Origin of the sequence: Treponema saccharophilum DSM 2985, assembly GCF_000255555.1 — a bacterium.
GTDB classification, from domain to species: domain Bacteria; phylum Spirochaetota; class Spirochaetia; order Treponematales; family Treponemataceae; genus Treponema_D; species Treponema_D saccharophilum.
Genome location: NZ_AGRW01000055.1, coordinates 54,533 through 76,991, shown reverse-complemented (window position 1 = coordinate 76,991; position 22,459 = coordinate 54,533). Strand labels below are relative to the sequence as shown.

The 22,459-nt window shown below is 54.0% G+C and carries 13 protein-coding genes; 9 read left to right on the top strand and 4 right to left on the bottom strand.

The window, feature by feature from the left end:
• Positions 1–374: 374 nt before the first annotated feature.
• Positions 375–1,604, top strand: coding sequence for an adenylosuccinate synthase (gene purA, locus TRESADRAFT_RS14210; protein ID WP_002706601.1), 1,230 nt, complete (start codon positions 375–377; stop codon positions 1,602–1,604).
• A gap of 350 nt (positions 1,605–1,954) precedes the next feature.
• Here purA and TRESADRAFT_RS14205 read toward each other — a convergent pair whose 3' ends face one another.
• Complete coding sequence (locus TRESADRAFT_RS14205; RefSeq protein ID WP_002706600.1) at positions 1,955–3,400, bottom strand: TrkH family potassium uptake protein; 1,446 nt, start codon at positions 3,398–3,400, stop codon at positions 1,955–1,957.
• A gap of 193 nt (positions 3,401–3,593) precedes the next feature.
• Between TRESADRAFT_RS14205 and TRESADRAFT_RS16850 the strand changes: the two genes are divergently transcribed.
• Complete coding sequence (locus TRESADRAFT_RS16850; protein WP_002706599.1) at positions 3,594–7,037, top strand: DNA translocase FtsK; 3,444 nt, start codon at positions 3,594–3,596, stop codon at positions 7,035–7,037.
• Between the two features lie 21 nt (positions 7,038–7,058).
• Here the strand turns inward: TRESADRAFT_RS16850 and TRESADRAFT_RS14195 are convergent, their stop codons facing one another.
• Positions 7,059–8,474 (bottom strand): NAD-binding protein, encoded by a 1,416-nt coding sequence (locus TRESADRAFT_RS14195; RefSeq protein ID WP_040843354.1) that lies wholly within the window; start codon positions 8,472–8,474, stop codon positions 7,059–7,061.
• Positions 8,475–9,335: 861 nt separating this feature from the next.
• Positions 9,336–10,166: a Cof-type HAD-IIB family hydrolase gene (locus tag TRESADRAFT_RS14185; RefSeq protein ID WP_002706597.1), complete on the bottom strand. Its 831-nt coding sequence runs from the start codon at positions 10,164–10,166 to the stop codon at positions 9,336–9,338.
• Positions 10,167–10,460: 294 nt separating this feature from the next.
• On the opposite strand from TRESADRAFT_RS14185, the gene TRESADRAFT_RS14180 reads away from it, so the two are divergent.
• The 5 genes from TRESADRAFT_RS14180 (at position 10,461) to malQ (ending at position 16,296) form a co-directional block, all read left to right on the top strand.
• Positions 10,461–11,798 (top strand): ABC transporter substrate-binding protein, encoded by a 1,338-nt coding sequence (locus TRESADRAFT_RS14180; RefSeq protein WP_002706596.1) that lies wholly within the window; start codon positions 10,461–10,463, stop codon positions 11,796–11,798.
• Positions 11,799–11,819: 21 nt separating this feature from the next.
• Positions 11,820–12,665: a carbohydrate ABC transporter permease gene (locus TRESADRAFT_RS14175; RefSeq protein WP_002706595.1), complete on the top strand. Its 846-nt coding sequence runs from the start codon at positions 11,820–11,822 to the stop codon at positions 12,663–12,665.
• A complete protein-coding gene (locus tag TRESADRAFT_RS14170; RefSeq protein ID WP_002706594.1) occupies positions 12,662–13,507 on the top strand; it encodes a carbohydrate ABC transporter permease in 846 nt (281 codons plus the stop codon). Before TRESADRAFT_RS14175 ends, TRESADRAFT_RS14170 begins: the two co-directional genes overlap by 4 nt.
• Before the next feature lies 1 nt (position 13,508).
• Positions 13,509–14,528, top strand: coding sequence for a LacI family DNA-binding transcriptional regulator (locus tag TRESADRAFT_RS14165; RefSeq protein ID WP_245534362.1), 1,020 nt, complete (start codon positions 13,509–13,511; stop codon positions 14,526–14,528).
• 277 nt (positions 14,529–14,805) lie between these two features.
• On the top strand, positions 14,806–16,296 hold the full coding sequence (gene malQ, locus TRESADRAFT_RS14160) for a 4-alpha-glucanotransferase (protein WP_002706592.1): 1,491 nt from the start codon (positions 14,806–14,808) through the stop codon (positions 16,294–16,296).
• 162 nt (positions 16,297–16,458) lie between these two features.
• Here the strand turns inward: malQ and TRESADRAFT_RS14155 are convergent, their stop codons facing one another.
• Complete coding sequence (locus TRESADRAFT_RS14155) at positions 16,459–19,122, bottom strand: calcium-translocating P-type ATPase, PMCA-type (RefSeq protein WP_002706591.1); 2,664 nt, start codon at positions 19,120–19,122, stop codon at positions 16,459–16,461.
• A 282-nt stretch (positions 19,123–19,404) separates the two neighbouring features.
• Here TRESADRAFT_RS14155 and TRESADRAFT_RS14150 point away from each other — a divergent pair, with 282 nt between their 5' ends.
• Positions 19,405–21,081 carry a putative bifunctional diguanylate cyclase/phosphodiesterase gene (locus TRESADRAFT_RS14150; RefSeq protein WP_002706590.1) on the top strand — a complete coding sequence of 559 codons (1,677 nt, stop codon included), beginning with the start codon at positions 19,405–19,407 and terminating at the stop codon, positions 21,079–21,081.
• 400 nt (positions 21,082–21,481) lie between these two features.
• On the top strand, positions 21,482–22,360 hold the full coding sequence (locus tag TRESADRAFT_RS14145) for a DUF4349 domain-containing protein (protein ID WP_002706589.1): 879 nt from the start codon (positions 21,482–21,484) through the stop codon (positions 22,358–22,360).
• Positions 22,361–22,459 lie beyond the last annotated feature (99 nt).

The window sequence follows — 22,459 nt, the reverse complement described above, 5'->3', positions numbered from 1 at the left end:
TGAATGAATATTCATCGTCAATTTTTTAGGATTTTTTTTTCCGTATTTTCATTCCATCCCCCTTTTTTTTGCCGGACATGATTGCTCCAACAAATCCGGACTTAGAACCCACAAAAGACCAGACAGCCACAAAAGGAGGCTCGCACCGCGTGTCGGACATGATTGCTCCAACAAATCCGGACTTAGAACCCATAAAAGACCACTCCCACAAAAGGAGGCTCGCACCGCGTGCCGGACATGATTGCTCCAACAAATCCGGACTTAGAACGACCAAAAGACCAAGCAATCAATAGAACTGAACCCCAAATCCGTGCTATGATTCGTAGCATTTTGCGTTTCGGATTTTCCGATTCAAATCTTATTGGGGGCTTTTTATGAAGGTCGTTGTAATCGGCGCGCAGTGGGGCGACGAGGGAAAAGGTAAAATCGTTGATTATTTGGCTGAGGACGCGAAGTACGTCGTCAGGTATGCGGGCGGACCGAATGCCGGGCACACAATTGTCGTTGACGGCAAGCAGTACGCGCTCCACCAGGTTCCGAGCGGAATCCTCTACAAGGACAAGAGCGTCTTTCTCGGTGCCGGAATGGTAATCGACCCGGAGGCGCTTTTCAACGAGCTCCAGATGCTCAAGGACAACGGAATCGATTGGGAAGGACGCGTCTTCATCTCCGACCGCGCCCACATCATCCTTCCGAGATACCGCGAGATGGACAAGAAGCGCGACGCGGAGCGCAAACGCCCGATTGGAACGACCGGACGCGGAATCGGAATCGCATACGCAGAAAAAGCCCACCGCGACGGAATCCGCCTCGCAGACCTCGACTGGGCGCAGAAGATGGCCGAATTCGACGGAGAGGACAAGGCGTACCTCGACAAATACCGCGACCGCCTCATCAGCATGCGCGTCGATTTGACGGCGAAGATGCACGAATACAAGGACGAGAACATTCTTTTTGAGGGTGCGCAGGGAGCGATGCTCGACATCGATTCCGGAACGTACCCGTATGTTTCTTCAGGCGCAAGCTGCGCTGCCGGAGCCGCGACGGGATGCGGAATCGGACCGCACGATTTGGACAAGATACTCGGCGTTTTCAAGGCGTACGAGACGCGCGTCGGAAACGGTCCTATGCCGACGGAATTCAACGATTCCGACGCCGCGGAAAGCGAGCTGTGCAGGACAGTGCGCGAGACGGGACGCGAATACGGCGTCACGACGGGAAGGGCAAGACGGTGCGGATACCTCGATTTGGTCGCGCTCCGCTACGCATGCCGCGTGAATTCGCTCGACTCGCTCGTCCTGACCCATCTCGACATCTACGACCCGATGGAGCAGATTGAGGCGTGCGTCGCCTACGACATCGGCGGAAAAATCGTCACGGACTTCCCCGCCGGAGTCGAGGACATGGAGAACGCCAAGCCCGTCCTCAAGAAATTCAAGGGCTGGAAGACGAGCCTCAAAAACATCCGCGAGTACGACAAGCTTCCGAAAGAAGCGCGCGACTACGTCGAATTCATCGAGGACTATTGCGAGACAAAAGTCGGAATCATAAGCGTCGGATACGAGCGCGACGAGACGTTCATCCGCACGGGCGTCTGGAAATAACCCGCCTTCTCCGAAACGCTCTGCCTGAAAAAACGGCTGATGCAGGTCTTGCCATGCTGAAACGGGATTTCGCAATCCGTTCAGCATGACACTTCTCAAGTCAATCAACTATAAAGGAGAGCGGAAAAACTCAGGCGAGAAAAAATGCCTCCGTTACGGGAGGCACTTTTTCTCCGAAATGAATTCGTTTGAAGCAGCAAGCATATTTCATCACCGAACGGAAGAATCACGATTCCTTGCAAAACAGCAAGGCAGCCGCGCCCGTCCAGCCTCATACAGCAAGTCCCCGCCACCATGTTGATTTTGTTCGGAATGACACGCAAAGTCATAAGCGTTCTGAAAACTGCCGTTCACTTCCGCCAGAATTCGGGGAGGAAGAGGATGAGCAGGTTGTACAGCTCAAGGCGGCCGGCAATCATCGCGAAACAGTACCAGAATTTAAGCGCGGGAGGCAGGACCCCGTAGTTGTCCGCGGGACCGAGCGAGCCGAACGCGGGACCGATGTTCCCGACCATGGAAAGCGACGCCGTGAACGATGTCAGTACGTCGAGATGCCCGAGCGTCCCCAGGAACGTCGTGAACACGACGAGCCCGAAATAGACGAAAACGAACGAGCCTATCGTAAAAACAAGGTCATTTCTCCCCGCGCTTCCGTTCAGCCGAATCGAAAAAACGCCGTGGGGATGGAGCATTTTCATCATCTCGTTCCTGCACTGCTTTGCCAGGATGCACCACCGCACGACCTTGAACCCGCCGGCAGTCGAACCGGAACAGCCGCCGACAAAAAAAAGCGCGAATATGACGAACTGCGCGGGAGGGCTCCACGAAAGATAGTCGGACGTCATGTAACCCGTCGAGCTGACAATCGAGGCGACCTGAAACGCCGAATAGCGCAGCGCGGAAAAGAACCCGCCGAACTGGGGAACAAGAAAAACCGCTATTAATATGGAAAAAACGAGGCAAATCACGAGGTACGCCTTCAATTCGGTGTTGCGCCTGACCTCGGAGAATTTTCCGGTGACTATGTAGAAATAGAGGCTGAAATTCACTCCGGCAAGAAACATGAAAACGGTGCAGACGATTTCGATTGGCGCGGAACCGTACGAGGCGACGCTTGCATTTCTCGTCGCGAATCCGCCCGTTCCGAGCGTGGAGAACGCGTACGAAATGCAGTCAATCGCGTCCATCCCGCATATTTTCAGCGCGAGCGCAAGCAGGAGCGTCAGCGAGCCGTAGAGAATCCAGAGCATTTCCGCGGTGTTCGCCATTTTCGGCGTTATCTTTCCCTTCTCGGGGCCGGTGCTTTCCGCCTTTATAAGGTTGAACCCGCCGACGCCCAGAAGCGGAAGGAGCGCGACGGTGAGCGCGATTATTCCCATTCCGCCGAGCCAGTGCATCTCGCACCGCCACAAATTCAAACTTCTCGGAAGGCGTTCGATATCGGAGAGAACCGTCGCGCCCGTCGTCGTGAAGCCCGAGCAGCTTTCGAAAAACGCGTCGGAAAAAGAGGCGAATTCGCCGGACATCAGAAGGGGAACGGAACCGAAAAGGCTTATGAAAATCCACGCGGACGCGACAAAAAGGAACACCGAGCGGGTCGAAAACCGCACCGTCTTCTTTTTTCCCGCAAAAAAGAAAAACAATCCGAGCGCGACGGAAACAATCATCGGGATGAGGAACGACGGAACGACGGAATTCTCCCCGCAGGCAACGGCAACCCCGAGCGGAAGCAGAAGCGAAATCCCGACGACAGCGAGAACGATGAAAATCAGCCTGAAAAATACAAACACGTCCATTCCCCCATTATCGGCACGCAGCAAAAAAGCGGGAACGCGCGCAAAAAATGGTTTGATGGGCCATCGCAGAATCCGATAATAGAAAATGGTTTTTCGTTCGAATTCCGCCCCGCGCGTTTTGGGACGAAGGCAAAACGGAAAACCGTTCGCAAAAAAATCATCACTAATTTTCAAACGGCATATCATTACAGTTATGAACGCTCTTTTAGACAAAATCTGGCAATTCTCAAGGAAAATCAAAAAAACGACGGCGCTCGGAACGGCGCTTTTCACGCTCGCCGCCGTTTTTCTCATCTCGCTTCTTCTCGTCGCAATCGATTTCGGCGGGAACAGCGCGGCGCACAACAACGCGCTCTATCGGTTCGGGAGAATGCTTTCGGGCGCATACGGAATAAGCTCGCTTTTCATACCGGCGTTTTTTCTCGTCTCGGCGCTTCAGATGATTGGGCGCGAATGGAAAATCAAAAACGGCGTGATTCTCGCGCTTTCGATAGTCCCGTTTTTCACCCTCGTCGCGATGGAGCGCCTGTGCAGGCATTTTTCCGCGACAAGCACCGGAACAGTTCTCGGAATCGAGCTGTTCTCGACGATTCTGCTCGGGACGATGATGGTCGTCGGCGAATTCATCCTGATTGCGATTTTCGGCGACATCGTGCAGGAGCGCGTTTCCGAGGACGGCGTCCTCAATTTCAAGAACTACGAAAAAGGCGAGAAAATCGAGGAACAAGTCCGCTCCGTTTACCTGAACGACGTCCTTGAGGAAGCGACGGAAATCGACGACAAGAAAAAATCCCCGTGGAGAAAGCGCGCGAAGGACGAGCCGGTGACGTTCGTGGACATGGCAATCGGCGACAAAATCCTCGACTTCGTGCGGAACGACGTAAAACCGGTCTACCTCGACGAAATGCTTGAGGAAAGCACGAAAATCGACGACGGCGAGCCGACGCTCGACATCACCGCCCCCGCCATCCCGCCCGCCTCCGAAATACTATCCACCTCCTACGAGACCGAAGACGAAAACCCCTTCGCCCACATCTTCGACAATCCCCCCGCAACAGAGCAAATCGACTCCAAAAACGAGGAAAGCGCGAACGAGGAAAGCGAAATCAATTCCGAAAACGAGGAAAGCGAAATCGATTCCGAAAACGTCGAAACGGAAATCGATTCCGAAAACGTCGAAAGCGAAATCAACTCCGAAAACGACGAAAGCGAAATCGACTCCGAAAACGACAAAAGCGAAAACGATTCCGAAAACGACAAAACTGAAAGCGATTCCGAAATCGACGAAAGCGAAATCAACTCCGAAAATGACGAAAGCGAAAGCGATTCCGAAAACGTCGAAAGCGAAATCGACTCCGCAAATGAGGAAACGGAAAGCGATTCCGCAAATGACGAAGCTGAAATCGACTCCGCGAATGAGGAAACGGAAAGCGACTCCGCAGACGACGAAATCGAAAACGATTCCGCAAACGGCGAAAGCGAAATCGACTCCGAAAATGACGAAAGCGAAATCAATTCCGCAAATGACGAAAGCGAAAACGACTCCGAAAATGACGAAAGCGAAAACGATTCCGAAAACGACGAAGCTGAAATCGACTCCGAAAACGTCGAACCGGAAAGCGATTCCGAAAACGAGGAAAGAGAAATCGATTCCGCAGACGACGAAGGCGATTTGGCGGAGGCGGAGATTGCGGGGGAACTTGTCGGGGGAATTTTCTCGCTGATGGACGACGACGCGGCGGCGAATCCTGTTCTGAAAGACGGGGACAACACGGATGAGCGCGCGGCGGCGGATTCTGCCATCCCCGACCGCGAAGAAATCGAACAAAACGAGGACGACAAGGAAATCGAGAGAGCGCGCGCGGAAAGGCAGGCGGCGTTCGCGGAGATTGAGTCGGCGGCTCAGAAAGCGTTGGACGAAGCGGGAAAAAATCACGAGGAAAACGGCGCCCGGTACGAATTCGACCCGACCGCGCGCCCTGTTGTCGACTCGGACGGGAACGTCATCGAATACGACGACGAGCAGGAAAGCGCGGAAAATGAGGAAGGCGACGAGGATTTCGACGATTTGAGCCGCGCGATGAACCACAAGATGAACGTGACGGACGACTTGGACGATTCCGATGACGAGGATGACGACGAGAACGACGATGCAAAAACGGACCCGTTCCGTCCTTCGACGAACAACTCGATTCCCGAGTCGCAAAAATTCAGGAAGGGGCCGTATTCGGTGCCGACCGATTTGCTCGACACGTATCCGGGAAACGAATACTGGATTGTTGACGAAGAGACGCGGAAAGCCGGCGAGGAACTGAAGGCGACTCTCTCGGAATTCAAGATTGAGGCGGAGGTTACGGGAATACGGAAAGGACCTGCCGTAACGATGTACGAGCTTCTTCCGGCGCCCGGCGTGAAACTCAGCAAAATCGTCGCGCTGCAGGACAATATAGCGCTCAGGCTCGCGGCGGCTTCCATCCGAATCGTCGCCCCGATTCCAGGAAAGCACGCCGTGGGAATCGAAGTCCCGAACAAAAGCCGGGCAATCGTAAGCTTCAAGGAAATAATCGAGCAGAATCTGCCGGCGTTCGATAAAATGGCAATTCCGGTCGTTCTCGGAAAGGATATTTCGGGAGAGGCGCAGCTGCTCGATTTGGCAAAAACGCCGCATCTTCTTATTGCCGGCTCGACGGGCGCGGGAAAATCGGTCTGCGTAAACTCGATGCTGCTTTCGATTCTCTACAAACGGAGCCCCGAGCAGGTGAAGCTCGTCCTCGTCGATCCGAAAATCGTCGAGCTCAAGCTCTACAACGACATTCCGCATCTTCTCACGCCCGTAATCACGGAGCCGAAACGGGCGCTCCAGTCCCTTCAGTACTGCCTGTGCGAGATGGAACGGCGGTACGCGCTCCTCGACGGAATGGGAGTCAGGAACATCATCTCGTACAACAAAAAAATCGTAGAGAAGCACATCGCGACGGAAAAACTTCCGTATATCGTCGTCATAATCGACGAATTCGCGGATTTGATGGCGACAACGGGAAAGGAGCTTGAGACGACAATCGCGCGCCTTGCCGCAATGAGCCGCGCTGTCGGAATCCATCTCGTCCTTGCGACGCAGCGCCCGTCCGTCGATGTCATCACCGGCCTCATCAAAGCGAACATCCCGAGCAGAATCGCGTTCATGGTCGCGTCAAAAATGGACAGCCGAATCATAATCGACCAGCTCGGCGCGGACAAGCTTCTAGGAAAAGGCGATATGCTCTACGTCGGCGTGACAGATCCGTTCCCGTCGCGCATCCAGGGAACGCTCGTGGGCGATGACGAGGTTGAGCGCGTCGTGGAATTCGTGAAGACGTACGGCGAGCCGGAATACATCGATGAGGAAATGTTCGTCGACGAGGACGAGGACGACGGCGGAAGCGGCGAGAGCATGTTCGACGACGGAAGCGACCCGCTTTACGACCAGGCGCTCCAGATTGTCATCCAGTCGGGAAAAGCGAGCGCAAGCTACATCCAGCGCAGGCTCAAAATAGGCTACAACAGGGCGGCGCGACTCGTCGAGGAAATGGAGGAGCGCGGAATCGTCGGCCCCGCAAACGGAAGCAAGCCGCGGGAAATTATCCATATGCCCGGCTAATTGTCTGGCACTGCCAAACGATTATGAGAAGCGCTCAAGGACGGCGGTGCTGTCTTTTTTGGGCGCGATGACGACAACTTTGTCGCCCGCGTTGAGGACCGATTTTCCGCCGAGAATCGAATACGCTTCCTCGCCGCTTTTGTGGCCCATAAGGATGAGGAACCGCCCCGGGTCGGAAATCTCCATGAGCATTTTTCCGTCAACGGCGGAACCTTCGGCGACCGTCACCTCGGCAATCTCAAGGAAACCGCCGTTCACCGTATGGATTCCCGTGACGGAGGAGCCGCGCAGATGGCTCATTATCGAATCGACGACCGTATCGCGGACGGGAACCGCGACTTCGATTCCAAGCCGGTGCGCGATTCCGCCGTACGCGTCGGACGGGACGAGGACGATTGAATTCTCGACGCCGAGTGATTCGATGTAGGCCGCCGTGACGATGTTCATCTCGTAATTCGACGTCGAACAAATCAGCAGGTCGAATTCGCCGAGGTGCTCCTCCTCGATGAATTCCTCCTCCGTGACATCGGCGCGGAACACCTTCGCAATTTTGTTGAATTTCTCCTCGGCGGCGGCGGCCCGCTCCGCATCGTTTTCGATTATGACGAAATTTGCCCCGCGGCGGCGAAAGAATTTCGATTCCGCCCTTCTCTTTTCCCCGAGTTTTTCCGCGACAATCGTGCCGATTTTCCCCGCGCCGACGAGCGCTATTTTCTGGATGTTCTTGAGTTTTGACCCGCACAGAGTCAGAAGCTCGCCTAAGAATTTATGCTCAAGAAGAATCCCGAGCACGTCGCCCGAACGAACGATAGTTTCGCCATACGGAAGAGAGGTCACGCCGTCGCGCTCGATATACGAGACGAGAATCCGCTTGTCCGTCAGCCGCCACAAATCCTTGAGCGCGTTCCCGTCGAACCGGCTTCCCGCCTCGACGCTTATCCTGACGATTTCATACGGCGAATTGTCGAACTGAAGCGAATCGGTTATCGAATTCTTTTCTATTGAATTCACGATTGCCTGCGCCGCCTCGAAATCGGGATTGACCATAAAATCGATTCCGTACAGCGGGCGGTGCTTCCTCGCGTCGGAGGAATGCTTCATCGTCGCCTCGGCAGTGTTCGCGTAATAGGCGTAGTTCCGGACGCGCGCGATTTTCAGCACGTCGGGGTAGACGGAATCGACGAGCGAGCACGTTATCATGTTGACCTCATCATTGCTCGTAACGCATACAAGCGCGTCGGCATTCGCTATTCCCGCGTCCTCAAGCGTCGAAAGATTGTTCCCGTCCGCAAGAATCGCCCCGCAGTCGAGCCTGTTCTCCGCATAAAGCACCGCATCCTTGTCGTTGTCAATCAGAACGACATCGTTCTTTCCGTTCACAAGCCTTTTCGCAAGCTCAATCCCCGTAAAACCAGCACCGATAATCACGATTTTCATGCTGAAAGTATAGCGTGCCTGCGCTTGCTTGGTCTTCATTTCGTTCTCAGTTCGTTTTTCTCGGAGCAAGCGTTCACCGGAACGCGGGGACGCGTTCCTACCCGCGCTTGCTTGGTCTTCAGTTCGTTCTCAGTTCGGCTTTCTCGGAGCAAGCGTTCACCGGAACGCAGGGGCGTTCCTACCTGCGCTTGCTTGGTCTTCATCTCGTTCTCAGTTCGGTTTTCTCGGAGCAAGCGTTCACCGGAACGCGGGGACGCGTTCCTACCTGCGCTTGATTGAGGCTTCATTTCGTTCTCAGTTCGGTTTTCCCGGAGCAAGCGTTCACCGGAACGCGGGGCGTTCCTACCTGCGCTTGCTTGGGGCTTCAGTTCGTTCTTAGTTCGGATTGGTCGGAGCAAGCGTTCACCGGAACGCGGGGACGCGTTCCTACCCGCGCTTGCTTGGTCTTCATCTCGTTCTCAGTTTGGATTGGTCGGAGCAAGCGTTCACCGGAACGCGGGGACGCGTTCCTACCCGCGCTTGCTTGGTCTTCAGTTCGTTCTCAGTTTGGATTGGTCGGAGCAAGCGTTCACCGGAACGCGGGGACGCGTTCCTACCTGCGCTTGATTGAGGCTTCATCTCGTTCTCAGTTTGGATTGGTCGGAGCAAGCGTTCACCGGAACGCGGGGCGTTCCTACCTGCGCTTGATTGAGGCTTCAGTTCGTTCTTAGTTCGGATTGGTCGGAGCAAGCGTTCACCGGAACGCGGGGCGTTCCTACCCGCGCTTGATTGAGGCTTCATATCGTTCTCAGTTTGGATTGGTCGGAGCAAGCGTTCACCGGAACGCGGGGCGCGTTCCGATGGGCGGTGGATAACGCGCGTTTAGAGCACGTGCTCCGTGATGAAACGGCCGACGCCGCTTTCGTTGTTGTCGAAGTCGGTGACGTATTTTGCGACGGATTTTATGTAGTCGCTGGCGTTTTTCATCGCGACGCCGTAACCGCATTTTCTGAGCATCGACTCGTCGTTGAGCGCGTCGCCGAAGCCCATCGCTTTTTCGATTCCGAACCCGAGGCGGTTGCAGAGCCATTCAACGGACTCGCCTTTTCCGCAGCCGGGGGGAAGGACTTCAAGAAAGTACGGTTTGCTCGTAAAAACGACCGCCCGTTCGCCGAATTCCTCCCGCATTTTTATCATAAGCTCGTGCGCGACCTCGGGCGTTTCCGGATTGCAAGGAATGAGCATTTTCGGGGAGCCGGCAGCAAGCAGGGAACGATAATCGGGCACCTGGACGCCGCGGACTTTGCAGAGGTCGATGTCCATCTTTATCCACGGGGTGAGCTTACCGTAATAGATTGTGTCGGTCGAATACACCTGCGTCTCAAGACCGGCTGAACGCGCCATCTCGTCAGCGCGAAGAAGAACATCGCCGGGAACTTTGTGGCACTGAATCTGCGTGCGCTCGTGCATGTCGAAAACGCTGCATCCGTTAATCGCTATGACGTACCTGCCGGCTTCCGTCCCCGCAATTTCGAGGCGCCTTACGAACGGGACGATTCCAGCCTCAAGCCGCCCCGAACAAAGAACAACGTATATCCCGCGGCGGGCGCATTCACGCAGCGCGGCGACATTCTCATCGCTAATCAGCGCGTTCCTGTCAAGAAGCGTGTCGTCCAAGTCGAGGGCAACGAGCTTAACGTCGAATTTTTCCATTTCTCCTCCATACATTGATTCCGGTAAATATTTTCCGCTGCCGGATTTCGCCTGAAAAAGTTTCAGGACGGGCAATCGCCTGATGATTAGAACGGCACCCCGAAAAACGATTCCGAACGAGCGGCAGAGCGACGACGAAGGTACCGAACACGCCCATTCTACCGAAAACGAGGCTGCTTTTCAGCGTCGAAAAAAAAATCGAAAATTTACAAAAAAATGATTTGACAGTTTCAGAAAGCTGGTCTTATACTTGAGGAAATCAAAAATGGAAACGTTTCCAAAAAGGAGAAATCTATGAAAAGACTGAACGCAATTGTTGCGGCAGCGGCTGGAATAGCTCTCGCCGGAGGAATCCTCGCTTCATGCAAAAAAGAAGAGGCGCCGACGGTCCGCTACCTGAACTTCAAGCCGGAAGTTACGGAGCAGTACAAGCAGCTTGCCGAAGAGTATGAGAAGCTGACGGGAACGAAGGTTATCGTCGAGACTGCCGCGAACAACTCCTACGAATCGACGCTCATGTCAAAGATGGCGACAAAAAAGGCACCGACCCTTTTCCAGATAAACGGACCGAAAGGCTACGCACGCTGGAAGGATTACTGCGCCGACCTCAAGGACACGGCTCTCTACCAGCATTTGAGCGACAAATCGCTTGCGGTGACGTCTGGCGACGGCGTTTACGGAATCCCGTACGCAATCGAAGGATACGGAATCATCTACAACAAGGCGATAACGGACAAATACTTCGCGCTCGAAGCGAAGAACACGCCGTTCACGAGCATGGATGAAATCACCGATTTCGAAAAACTCAGCGCGCTCGTAACGGACATGCAGGCGAACGCGGAAGTTCTCGGAATCAAGGGCGTTTTCGCGTCGACTTCGCTCAAAGCTGGAGAAGACTGGAGATGGCAGACGCACTTGGCGAACCTCCCCGTCTACTATGAATTCAAGGCGAACAACGTCGACCTCGCTTCCGACGCGACAAAGCGCATCAAATTCGAGTTCGGCGACAACTTCAGGAACATCTTCGACCTCTACCTCAACAACTCTACGGTAGCGCGCGAGACTGTCGGAACTAAGACGGTCGTCGACTCGATGTCAGAATTCGCGCTTGAGGACTGCGCTATGGTTCAGAACGGAAACTGGGCGTGGGGACAGATTGCAGACGTCGCAGGAAACAAAGTCAAGGCGGAGAACGTCCGCTACCTCCCGATTTACACGGGCGCGGCAGGCGAGCAGTCGCAGGGTCTGTGCGTCGGAACTGAGAACTTCTTCTCTGTGAACAGCCAGGCAACGGAAGCGGAGCGCAAAGCCGCAATCGATTTCGTCTACTGGTTGTTCTCAAGCGACATCGGAAAGGATTACGTCACGAACAAATTCCACTTCATCGCTCCGTTCGACACGTTCGATGAATCAGAGCGCCCCAACGACCCGCTCGCGCGCGAGGTCACGAGATGGACGCAGAGGGCTGGAATCGAATCCGTGCCGTGGAACTTCACGCTCTTCCCGTCGCAGAAGTTCAAGAACGATTTCGGCTCTTCGCTTCTCAAATACGCGCAGGGCACAAAAGAATGGAGCGCAGTTGCCAAAGATGTCGTGGACAGCTGGGCAAAGGAAAGCGACTCCGCTGAATAACAAAACAAAAGGGGCGAATTAATGAGGAAATCAATCGCACGCTACTTTCCGGTCTTCGTTCTGCCGACGTTGCTGGCGTTCACGCTGTTCTTCGTCGCGCCGTTTCTCATGGGAATCGGTCTCTCATTCACGAAGTTCACCACCGTCACGAACGCCAAGTGGGTCGGATTGGGCAACTACATCAAGGCGTTCACTTTCGACTCGGAATTCGTGCACGCGCTTGGTTTCACATCTTTGTTCACCGTCGTCTCGATGGTGACGGTGAACGTCATCGCATTTTCGTTCGCGATTCTTCTGACGAAAAAAATTCGCGGGACGACATTCTTCCGCTCGGTGTTCTTCCTCCCGAACCTCATCGGCGGAATCGTCCTCGGATACATCTGGAACCTGATGATTAACGGAGTCCTTTCCGTCTTCAATGTCGACATAACGTTCAAGACGGAATACGGATTCTGGGGTCTTGTGATTCTCACAAACTGGCAGCTTGTCGGATACATGATGGTAATCTACATCGCGGGTCTTCAGAACGTGCCCGACGAGCTTCTTGAGGCGGCGGAAATCGACGGAGCGTCCGCATGGGACACGTTGTTCCACGTAAAGCTCCCGATAGTCATGCCGTCGGTGACAATCTGCACGTTCCTGACGCTTGCAAACACGTTCAAGATGTTCGACCAGAACCTTGCTCTCACGGCAGGCGCGCCGGAGAACACGACGGAGATGCTCGCCCTGAACATCTACAACACATTCTACGGGCGCACCGGCTGGCAGGGAGTCGGACAGGCGAAGGCAGTAATCTTCTTCCTGATTGTCGCGCTGCTCGCATTCCTGCAACTCAAACTGACGAGCAGAAAGGAGATTGAACAATGAACAGAAAATGGAAAAAATGCACGACGCAGATTCTGCTTTTCCAGCTTTTGAGCATTCTCGCCGTCATATTCCTTATTCCGATTGCGCTTGTCGTAGTCAACTCGTTCAAGTCGAAGCTTTTCATCTCGAGCGAACCGTTCGCAATTCCGAGCGGGGAGATGTTCGCGGGATTCTCGAACTACATCGCGGGCCTTTCAACATCGGGATTCTTCGCGGCGTTCATGCGCTCGGCGTTCATAACGGTCGTTTCGGTCGTGCTCATCATAATCTGCACGTCGATGACGTCATGGTTCATCGTGCGCGTGAGAAACAAATTTACGGCGGGCTTGTATTACCTCTTCGCTTTCAGCATGATTGTCCCGTTCCAAATGGTCATGTACACGATGACCTACCTCGTCAACATACTGAACTTCGACAACGTAATAGGCGTGAACTTCGTCTACCTCGGATTCGGAGCAGGGCTTTCGGTATTCATGTTCGCGGGATTCATAAAATCAGTTCCGCTGGACATCGAGGAAGCCGCGGAAATAGACGGATGCAATCCGCTGCAGACGTTCTTTCTTGTGGTTTTCCCGGTGCTCAAGCCCACGACGATAACGGTGGCGATTTTGAACTCCATGTGGATTTGGAACGACTATCTGCTGCCATATCTCGTGCTCGGGACGGACAACAAAACCGTTCCGGTCGCGATCCAGATTGCGATGCAGGGCGCTTACGGCGCAACTGATTACGGCGGATTCATGGCGATGCTCGTGCTCGCAATCATTCCGATAATCGTCTTCTATCTGGCAGCGCAAAAATACATCATCAGCGGCGTAATATCGGGTGCTGTAAAAGGATGACATGATGACGATACGGGACATCGCTAGGGAATGCAACGTGGGGTTGGGAACAGTCTCGCGCGTGCTGAACGGACAGCCGGGCGTGCGGCCTTCCACGCGGGAAAAGGTTCAGTCGATAATCGACAAATACGGATTCGTGCTGAACCAGAACGCGAAATTGCTCAAGGAGCAGGACAGGCACACGATATTCATCTTCGTAAAGGGAACGTCAAGCATCCTGCTCAACTCCCTTCTCGAAACGATACAAGGCAGGTTCGAAACCCTTCCGTATACGGCGAACGTCGTCGTCCTTGACGAATACGACAACGAGGCGAAACGCGCATGCAGGATTTTCTACGAGCAGAAACCGCTCGGCATGATTTTCCTCGGCGGAAGCCCCGACGTTTACAAGGATGACTTCGCAAAAGTTCAGGTTCCGTGCGTAATCATATCGAATCAGGCGCATTCCGTGGTGAACAGGAACCTTTCGAGCGTCAGCACTGACGACGCAAGGGGCGCCGAGGAAGCCGCGGAATTTCTTATCAAAAACGGCCACACGAACATCGGCGTGATTGGCGGCGAGCTTGAAAGCTCCGAGCTTTCACGGCGGCGATTGGCAAGCTTTCTTTGCGCGATGAGGCGGCACGGGCTTGCGTTCAACAAGGAAACGCATTTCGTCCACTCAAAATACTCGCTTGAAGGAGGCGCGAGCGCCGCAAGGACGCTGATGAAAAGCGCGCGCGGGATAACGGCGATTTTTACGATGTCCGACGTCATGGCAATCGGAGCGATGAGAAGCCTCGCGGACATGGGGCTTTCCGTTCCGGGCGACATATCAATCATCGGTTTTGACGGGATACCGCTCGCGGAATTCTGCTGCCCGCGCCTTGCCACAATCAGGCAGAAAAGGGAAATGCTCGTGGAGGAAGGTCTCAACGCGCTTCTTGAAAGCATCGAACAGCAGAAACCGAGCGTGCACACGCTCCTTCCGTTCGAATTCATAGAAGGCGAGAGCGTGAAGGACATACGGCCGGCCCTCTAGCAGGGCATTTTTCACTCGCGTTAAGGAAGGAGCCGCGCGACAAAGGAAATCCGGCTGGACTCTTGAAAATCCGGATTTTGAGCCAATTTTCATTCGCGCCGTACTGGCGCAACGGTTTTCTCCGAAATCATTCGGGGATGCCCAAAATCAACGCAAGAAAAACGGCTTGTCCATAAAATCAGGGGCAAGCCTTTCGCACTCTTTCGGCACCGAAAGCCGGAAAACGCGCGACCGATGACTGAACAAGACGTTTTTCGGGCAAAAGGACTTAAACAAAATGGTACATCAGAACAAAAGGTCTTCGGGCGTGCTCATGCACATTTCGTCGTTGCCGGGAAACACAGGAATCGGCACTCTCGGAAAGCACGCTTTTTCTTTCATAGACAAACTGAGCGTGGCGGGACAATCATACTGGCAGCTTCTGCCGATATGCCCAACGGGATACGGCGATTCCCCCTACCAGAGTTTTTCGACGGCGGCGGGAAATCCGTATTTCATCGACTTTGAAGAGCTTGTATCGGATGGACTTCTCGAAAAGAGCGACTACGAATCAATCGATTGGGGAAACGACGAGCGCAGGGCCGATTACGGCATCCTCTACCAAAACAGGCGCTCCGTTTTCGAAAAAGCTGTCGCGAATTTCAAGGAAAAGACGCCCGCCGATTTCGACTCGTTCTGCAAGGAAAACGAAAACTGGCTTGATGACTATGCCCTTTTCATGGCGGTAAAAGACGCGCATGTCGGCGCTCCCCTCTCCTCATGGGAGGACGCGTTCCGCTTCCGCGACGGGCGCACGATAAGCGCGTTCAAGGCGAAGCATAAGGACGACATCGAATATTACAGAATCGTGCAGTATTTCTTCTTCAAACAGTGGATGAAGATGAAGAAATACGCGAATTCGAAGGGAATAAAGCTCATCGGCGACCTTCCGATATACGTTTCTGCCGACAGCGTTGACGTCTGGGCGTCCCCGGACAACTTCGCGCTCAACGGAAACCTCCGCCCCATCGAAGTCGCCGGATGCCCGCCGGACGGATTTTCCGCGACGGGACAGCTCTGGGGAAATCCCGTCTACAACTGGGAGCACATGAAGAAGACGAATTTCACGTGGTGGAAGAAACGCCTTGACCACAGCCTCCTCATGTTCGACGTCATTCGAATCGACCACTTCCGCGGATTCGAATCATACTACTGCATTCCTGCCGACAGCAAAACGGCGGAGAACGGAACGTGGCGCCCGGGTCCGGGTATGGAGCTTTTCACGAAGGCAAACCTTCTCGACAAGCCGATTATCGCGGAGGACCTCGGATTCCTTACGGACGGAGTTCGCGCGCTTCTCAAGGGAACGGGATTCCCCGGAATGAAAATCCTACAGTTCGCGTTCGACACGAGGGACGGAAACGACTACATCCCGGAGCATTACACCGAAAATTCCGTCGCGTACACGGGAACGCACGACAACGACACGATTGCCGGATGGACGAAAAGCGCGCCGAATGCCGACGTGAAGAACGCGATGGCGTATTTCTCGCTTGAGGACGAGTCCGCTCTTCCGAAAGCGATGATGAAATCCGCGATGAAAAGCGTCTCGGCGACGTGCATTCTGACGATGCAGGACATTCTCCTCAAAGGAAGCGATGCGCGTATGAACACGCCCTCGACGCAGAGCGGAAACTGGCAGTGGCGCGCGACGGAAGAGGAACTTGAGAAAGCCGATTGGGCATGGCTCAAAGACCTGACCACCGAATCGGAAAGGCTCCGGAAATAGCGTTTTTGAAACGCCCTGTACGTAAAAGCGGTTGGCTTCGCTTTTGCCCACCGAAAATTCTGGCAGAGTGTTAAAAAAAGCAGCATGGCACAAAAAATCCCGCGGACAAATGAAGCGCATTCCGTTTCACATCCGCGGGATTTTTTTATCGCCCCGTTTCCTCTACTTTCTGAAGAAGACTTTGTTCAAAAGCCCAATCGGAAGGACTGTGAGCGAAAGAACGATGCACAATCCCCACTGCGCGAACGAAATCGGCGTGCAGTTGAACAGGCGCCCGACAACGGCAAGTCCAGGAACGATGCCGATGCACACGATTGCTGCCTGAATCGCGACAATCATGAGGAACACCTTGAGGAAGTTCTTGTTCTCGCCAAGCCCGTTGAACACGTCGAACCCGTCGGAACGGCAGTTGAAACCGTTGATGAGCGCGCTCCAGATGAAGAAGACGAAGAACATCGTCTGCAAAACAAGCGCGTTCGCGACGTTCGCGGCGCCATCATCGCCGAACGAGAACGAAGGAACGACCCCGAGCGAAAGCGGATTCTTTATAAGGAAGAAACCGACAGCGGCAATCCAAAGGGAAGGAACGACAATGTTCGACATCATCGCTTTTCCGATTATGCTCTCGTCGCGGCGGCGCGGTTTTTCCGTCATGTATTTCTCAAGAGCCGGCTCCGTTCCGAACATAAGGCTTCCGAGCGAGTCGCAGACGAGGTTCACGAACAGAAGCATGACGACCGTAAGCGGCGTAACGGACTGGAAAACAGGCGACAAAAGCGTCACGAGAACGGCAGCCACATTTATCGAAATCTGGAAGCGCACGAATTTCAAGATGTTGTGGTAAATCGTGCGTCCGTACCAGACGGCATCCTTGATTGAGCGGAAGTTGTCGTCGAGGACAACGATATCTCCGGCTTCCTTCGCGGCTTCCGTTCCGCTGCCCATCGCGAATCCGACATCCGCTTTCTTGAGCGCGGGCGAATCGTTCACGCCGTCGCCCGTCATTCCGCAGACGAGGTTGAGCTCCTGCGTGAGGCGCACCATGCGCGACTTGTCCGTCGGGAGAGCGCGCGCGATGACGCGGATTTTCGGGAGGATTTTCTTCACCTCGTCGTCGCTCATCGCGTTGATATCGGCAGACGAAAGCGCGATTTCGTCATCGCTCTTTATAAGCCCCGCATCCTTCGCGATCGCCTTCGCCGTCTCAAGCCTGTCGCCCGTAATCATGACGACCTGGATTCCGGCTTTCTGAACTTCCGCAATCGCATCGCGCGCCTCGGGGCGCACGTCGTCGCGGATTGACGCGATTCCGACGAGGACAAGCCCCTCCTGAATCTCGTTCTCGACAAGCTCCGACTTTTCCTTGTACGCGAACGCGAGCATTCTCATCGCCTTCGCCGCCATCTCGTCGATTTTCGGATTTATGAGCGCGATGTCGAAATCTTTCACCGAACCGTCAGCCGCAAGATACTTCGAGCATTTTGCGAGCAGCTTTTCTGGAGCGCCCTTGTAGATGACGCGGCCGTCATCGAGCTGCGCCTGGCTGAATTTGTTCGCGGAATTGAATCCCTGCGCGCGGACGACACCGTCGGCGGAAATTTCCTTCGTGTTTTTCTGGACGAATTTCATGAGCGCCTGGTCGGTCGCGTTTCCGCCGATTACGTTTCCGGAAGAATCGATTACCGACTGCGTGTTCTTCGCGATGCAGTCGACAAGCTCCTTGCGGCAGCCGACGCTTGCGCCGATTCCGTCAAAAACCTCGACGACCTCAAGATGACCTTTCGTGATTGTTCCCGTCTTGTCGCTGAAAAGGATGTTGAGCGAACCCGCCGTCTCGATTCCCTGCGCCTTCCTGACGAGAACGTTGTGGTCGAGCATTTTCGACGTGTTCTGCATGAGGACGAGCGAAATCATGAGCGGAAGCCCTTCGGGGACAGCGCAGACGACGATAAGAATCGCCAGGTCAATCGCCTGGATGAACGTATTGAGCGCTTGCTGCCATCCCAGAGAGACGAACCCGCCGAAACCGCCCGCCTTGACGATTCCGATTGCGATGTAGAGCACGATTATGAGCGCCGCAGAGCAGTAGCCGAACACGGAAATCTGCTTCGCAAGCTTCGAGAGCTTGACCTTGAGCGGAGAGGGAACATCCTCCTCGTTCATCTCCAAAGCCATTTTTCCCATCATCGTCTTGATTCCGACGCGCTGGACTTTGAGATATCCTTCGCCATCAAATACGACAGCACCGCGGAAAAGCGACGACGCATCGACGAACGTGTCGCCCGTTATCTTCTCGGGAACGATTCCGTCAGGATTGGCCGTCTTCTTGCATTCCTCCGCCTCGCCGTTAAGCGCCGAGTTGTCAACGGAAAGGTGCCCCTCGACAAGCGTTCCGTCAGCAGGAATCTTGTTTCCGGACTGAAGAAGGACTACGTCGCCGACAACGACATCATCGACATCCACGACGCACACAGCGCCGTCGCGGACAACTTTGCATTTTTCCTTTTCGGTTCGCTCTTTCAGGCTGCGGTATTTCTGGTCGCTCGAAACACCAGTTTTTGCGGATATGAACGCGACGATAAAAACCGCAAGAATCGTCCCTATCGGCTCAAAAATAGTCTGCTCGATTCCGAGATGGGGGAAAATACGGCTGATGACGAACATTCCAATCATCAGCGCCGCGATTGCGAGCAGAATCCTAATCATAGGATCCCCGAACGTCTCCTTGAATTCCGACCAGAATGTAGCCGGCTCGCTGTCGGGAAGACTGTTGCTGCCGTTCTCTTTTCTCGAAACGAGAACTTGCTCCTGACTTAAACCTTCCATTTTTTACTCCTGTTCCCGGTTTTATTTGCCATCCGCACGCGCGGAGAAGCCGGAACGGGAACAATCCTATTATATACAGATTTTGTAAAGAAAAAAGAATCCAAAACAGGACACAGATGCGTTTACCTGCGGCAAAAAATCGCGCGGAACACCGATTGGGGCTGTTTTCCTTGACGGCACTGCTATTCGGAAAATATAATTTTACTGTTCTTGACCGGTACGATTTTTTCGAAAGATGAATTAGGGCGAGGCCAAATACGTTTTCCGGCGGAGGTTTTTTCGATGTTGCATTCCATAAAAAGCGCCATAATCATCACCATTCTTGCGGCAATCAGCATATTCCTTATTTTTTTCACGAGCTGGCTCGGCGCGCAAAGCATATCGTCCGTAACAATCGGCGCCATGACAATCCCGACGCTGAGCCTTCAAGGCGTCATGCAATACATGAGCTTTCTTTTCTGCATGCTCATGGTGCTTGTCGAAAGCCAGAACATTTTTGTCAGGGCGCTTCCGCTTACGATTGTGCTTGCATCGACTGCCGTCAACATTCTGAAAATCATGCGGACGGGGCAGCTTTCTTCCGTGCCGGGGCTTTCAGCGGCGCTGACGACATTCTGCGCGATAATCATCCAGATGAAATTCATAAGGCGGGAATCCGCGAACAGCAAGACGGATTACGTCACGGGGCTGAAAAACAGGCGCATTTTTGACGAGACGCTCCGCGAATCGTGCAAAAAGGGAAAGCGCGCAAGCCTCGCCTATTTCGAGCTGGAGAATTTCAAGCGGATAAACGACGAATTCGGAATCCTTGCGGGCGACATCGTGCTCAAGCGGGTTTCCGAGCGCATGAAAAAATTCGTCGGGAACGAAATCTCGCTTTTCAAGATGAACGGCGCGAATTTCGCGATGATTTTTCCGGGAAGCATCAGCCGCAAGGAGCTTTTATCAACGCTGAACGAAATAATCGACGAGGCGGCGAAGAAAATCGACGTGTTCAACGGCGAAGTCTCGGAAAACAGCTTCGAGCAGAGCTGCGAGGTCTCCCTTGTCTGCGGCGTGTCGAAATTCCCGGACGATGCGAGCGACAGCGTCGAGCTTCTGCGCGATGCCGCCAACGCAATCAGCTACGCGAAAAAGACGAACGCCCACGTGATTTTCTACAACAAGACGATGGAAGACGAGATGACGAACCAGCTCGAGGCGGAAAAGCTCATCAAGAACGCGCTCAAAAACAATTGGTTCTACCTCGTCTACCAGCCGCAATTCGAGACGAACACGAAGCGGCTCCGCGGGTTCGAGACGCTCATCAGATGCAGGAAACCCGACGGAACGTCCGTCAGCCCCGGAATTTTCATCCCGCCGGCGGAAAAATCGAACCTCATCATCCTTATCGACCATTACGTTCTCCGGCGCGGCATGATGGAATTCAAGCCCGTCCTCGACAAATCGAAAAAAAAGTTCATCCTCTCTCTCAACGTTTCCGCAAAGAACATCGCCAGCTCCGATTTTGCCGATCGGGTCAAGGCGCTTATCGAGGAGACGGGATTCCCGCCGAAATGCCTCGAAATCGAGATAACGGAATATTCGTTCTCCGATTCGCTCGAGACGACGGTCAGAAACATACAGATGCTCAAGAATATCGGCGTGCAGATTGCGCTCGACGATTTCGGGACGGGGTACACGTCGATATCGCAGCTCCTCAAACTTCCGATAAACCTCCTCAAAATCGACAAAAGCCTCATCGACAACATCGAGACAAGCCAGATGAACCGCGACCTCGTCGATTCCGTAATCTACATGGGCCACGTGATGAACTGCGAGGTGATTTCCGAAGGTGTCGAGAACGAACGGCAGCTTTCGCTCCTCAACGCGCACAAATGCGATTTCATCCAAGGCTTCGTCTGGGGCCGCCCGCTCGAATACAAAAAAGCTGTGGAGCTGTGCATGAAGCCGCAGTGATTTTTTCGTTCCAAGTTCGGCTTTCTCGGAGCGGCTTTGTGCGCACGTGCGCCAACGTGCGCCCCGGGCGGAATTGCGCGCGTGGTTTTGCAAAACGCGTTTTTTTAAGAAAGAAGCGGATTGCCGGTCTTTATGAAGCCGCATTAATCTCCCGTTCCAAGTTCGGCTTTCTCGGAGCGGCTTTGTGCGCACGTTCGGCAACGTGCGCCCGGGCGGAATTGCGCGCGTGGTTTTGCAAAACGCGGCGGCATTGTGGAAATGAGGGTTCTTTGGAATAATCAGTGTGATTTTTTAAGCTGTGTCCGCAAAAAGTGTTGATAAACGGGAGGGAACATCCGCTCATCATGGCAGTTTGCAATTCAGCACGGATTTCGAACAGAGCAAAAAGCGAGGTGGTTTTATGAAAAAAGTTCGGGGATTTTCCCTGCTGTGTGCGGGCGGGCTGCTTTTCTGCGCGGCGTTTTTAGGATGCGCGAAGAAGAGCGCAACGGTCGCGCTTTCGCAGATGCCAAAAGCGGCTTTCCGCGAGATGGCTGTTGCAGACGAAGCAGAAGTCGCTGATTTCTCGAATGCCGAATCGGGCGGCGTTCTTCCGGAAAGAGAGCGGAAACTCATAAAAAACGGATATGTCAGCATCGAGGTCGAAAGCCTGCGGGTGGCGCGGGAAACGGCGGAAAATTGGGTGAAAGCGTTCGGCGGGTTCATAAAGGATTCGGACGAATACGCCTCGCACCTTTCGATTACGGCGAGAATTCCTGCCGCGCGTTTTGACGAGGCGATGAAAGCGACCGGCGATTTCGGAAAAACGCTTTCGCGGAACATCTCCACGAACGACGTCACCGAGCAGTTCTACGATTTGGAAAGCCGCCTTGCCGCAAAGGAAATCATGGTGGACAGGCTCAATTCTTATTTGTCGAGCGCGAAGGACATCAAGGACATGATTGAAATCGAAACGAAGCTGAACGAGGTGACGTCCGATTTGGATTCCATGCGCTCGCGGATGAAGCGGCTTTCCGGGGACATCGATTTCTCCACGATTTCCATTTCCGCGGCACTTCCCGTAAACCGCACCGAAGATGGCTTCACGCTTCCGGACGCAAAAACGAAAATGCGCGAATTCACACGCAACGTCCTTGAATTTTTTGTGTCGCTCGCGTTCTTCGTCCTCTACGCCGTCGTTTTCGGCATCCCGATTATCCTCATCATCGCGCTCGCCTTCTGGCTCTTGTTCGGGAAAATCGGCATAATCCGCCGCCTCTACGCAAAACTCAAAAACTAAGCCGCGATGGTTCTCCCCTTCTGCGTCTCTTTGTTGGAGCGGAACAGGGCGCGCGTTTTTTATTTTCGCTCTGTCAGGTACCGGTTTCTCTTTTTATGA

Excerpts from the sequence above, each read along its gene's own strand:
- purA (WP_002706601.1), top strand. The coding sequence starts at position 375 with ATGAAGGTCGTTGTAATCGGCGCGCAGTGGGGCGACGAGGGAAAAGGT.
- TRESADRAFT_RS14205 (WP_002706600.1), bottom strand. The coding sequence starts at position 3,400 with ATGGACGTGTTTGTATTTTTCAGGCTGATTTTCATCGTTCTCGCTGTC.
- TRESADRAFT_RS16850 (WP_002706599.1), top strand. The coding sequence starts at position 3,594 with ATGAACGCTCTTTTAGACAAAATCTGGCAATTCTCAAGGAAAATCAAA.
- TRESADRAFT_RS14195 (WP_040843354.1), bottom strand. The coding sequence starts at position 8,474 with ATGAAAATCGTGATTATCGGTGCTGGTTTTACGGGGATTGAGCTTGCG.
- TRESADRAFT_RS14185 (WP_002706597.1), bottom strand. The coding sequence starts at position 10,166 with ATGGAAAAATTCGACGTTAAGCTCGTTGCCCTCGACTTGGACGACACG.
- TRESADRAFT_RS14180 (WP_002706596.1), top strand. The coding sequence starts at position 10,461 with ATGAAAAGACTGAACGCAATTGTTGCGGCAGCGGCTGGAATAGCTCTC.
- TRESADRAFT_RS14175 (WP_002706595.1), top strand. The coding sequence starts at position 11,820 with ATGAGGAAATCAATCGCACGCTACTTTCCGGTCTTCGTTCTGCCGACG.
- TRESADRAFT_RS14170 (WP_002706594.1), top strand. The coding sequence starts at position 12,662 with ATGAACAGAAAATGGAAAAAATGCACGACGCAGATTCTGCTTTTCCAG.
- TRESADRAFT_RS14165 (WP_245534362.1), top strand. The coding sequence starts at position 13,509 with ATGATGACGATACGGGACATCGCTAGGGAATGCAACGTGGGGTTGGGA.
- malQ (WP_002706592.1), top strand. The coding sequence starts at position 14,806 with ATGGTACATCAGAACAAAAGGTCTTCGGGCGTGCTCATGCACATTTCG.
- TRESADRAFT_RS14155 (WP_002706591.1), bottom strand. The coding sequence starts at position 19,122 with ATGGAAGGTTTAAGTCAGGAGCAAGTTCTCGTTTCGAGAAAAGAGAAC.
- TRESADRAFT_RS14150 (WP_002706590.1), top strand. The coding sequence starts at position 19,405 with ATGTTGCATTCCATAAAAAGCGCCATAATCATCACCATTCTTGCGGCA.
- TRESADRAFT_RS14145 (WP_002706589.1), top strand. The coding sequence starts at position 21,482 with ATGAAAAAAGTTCGGGGATTTTCCCTGCTGTGTGCGGGCGGGCTGCTT.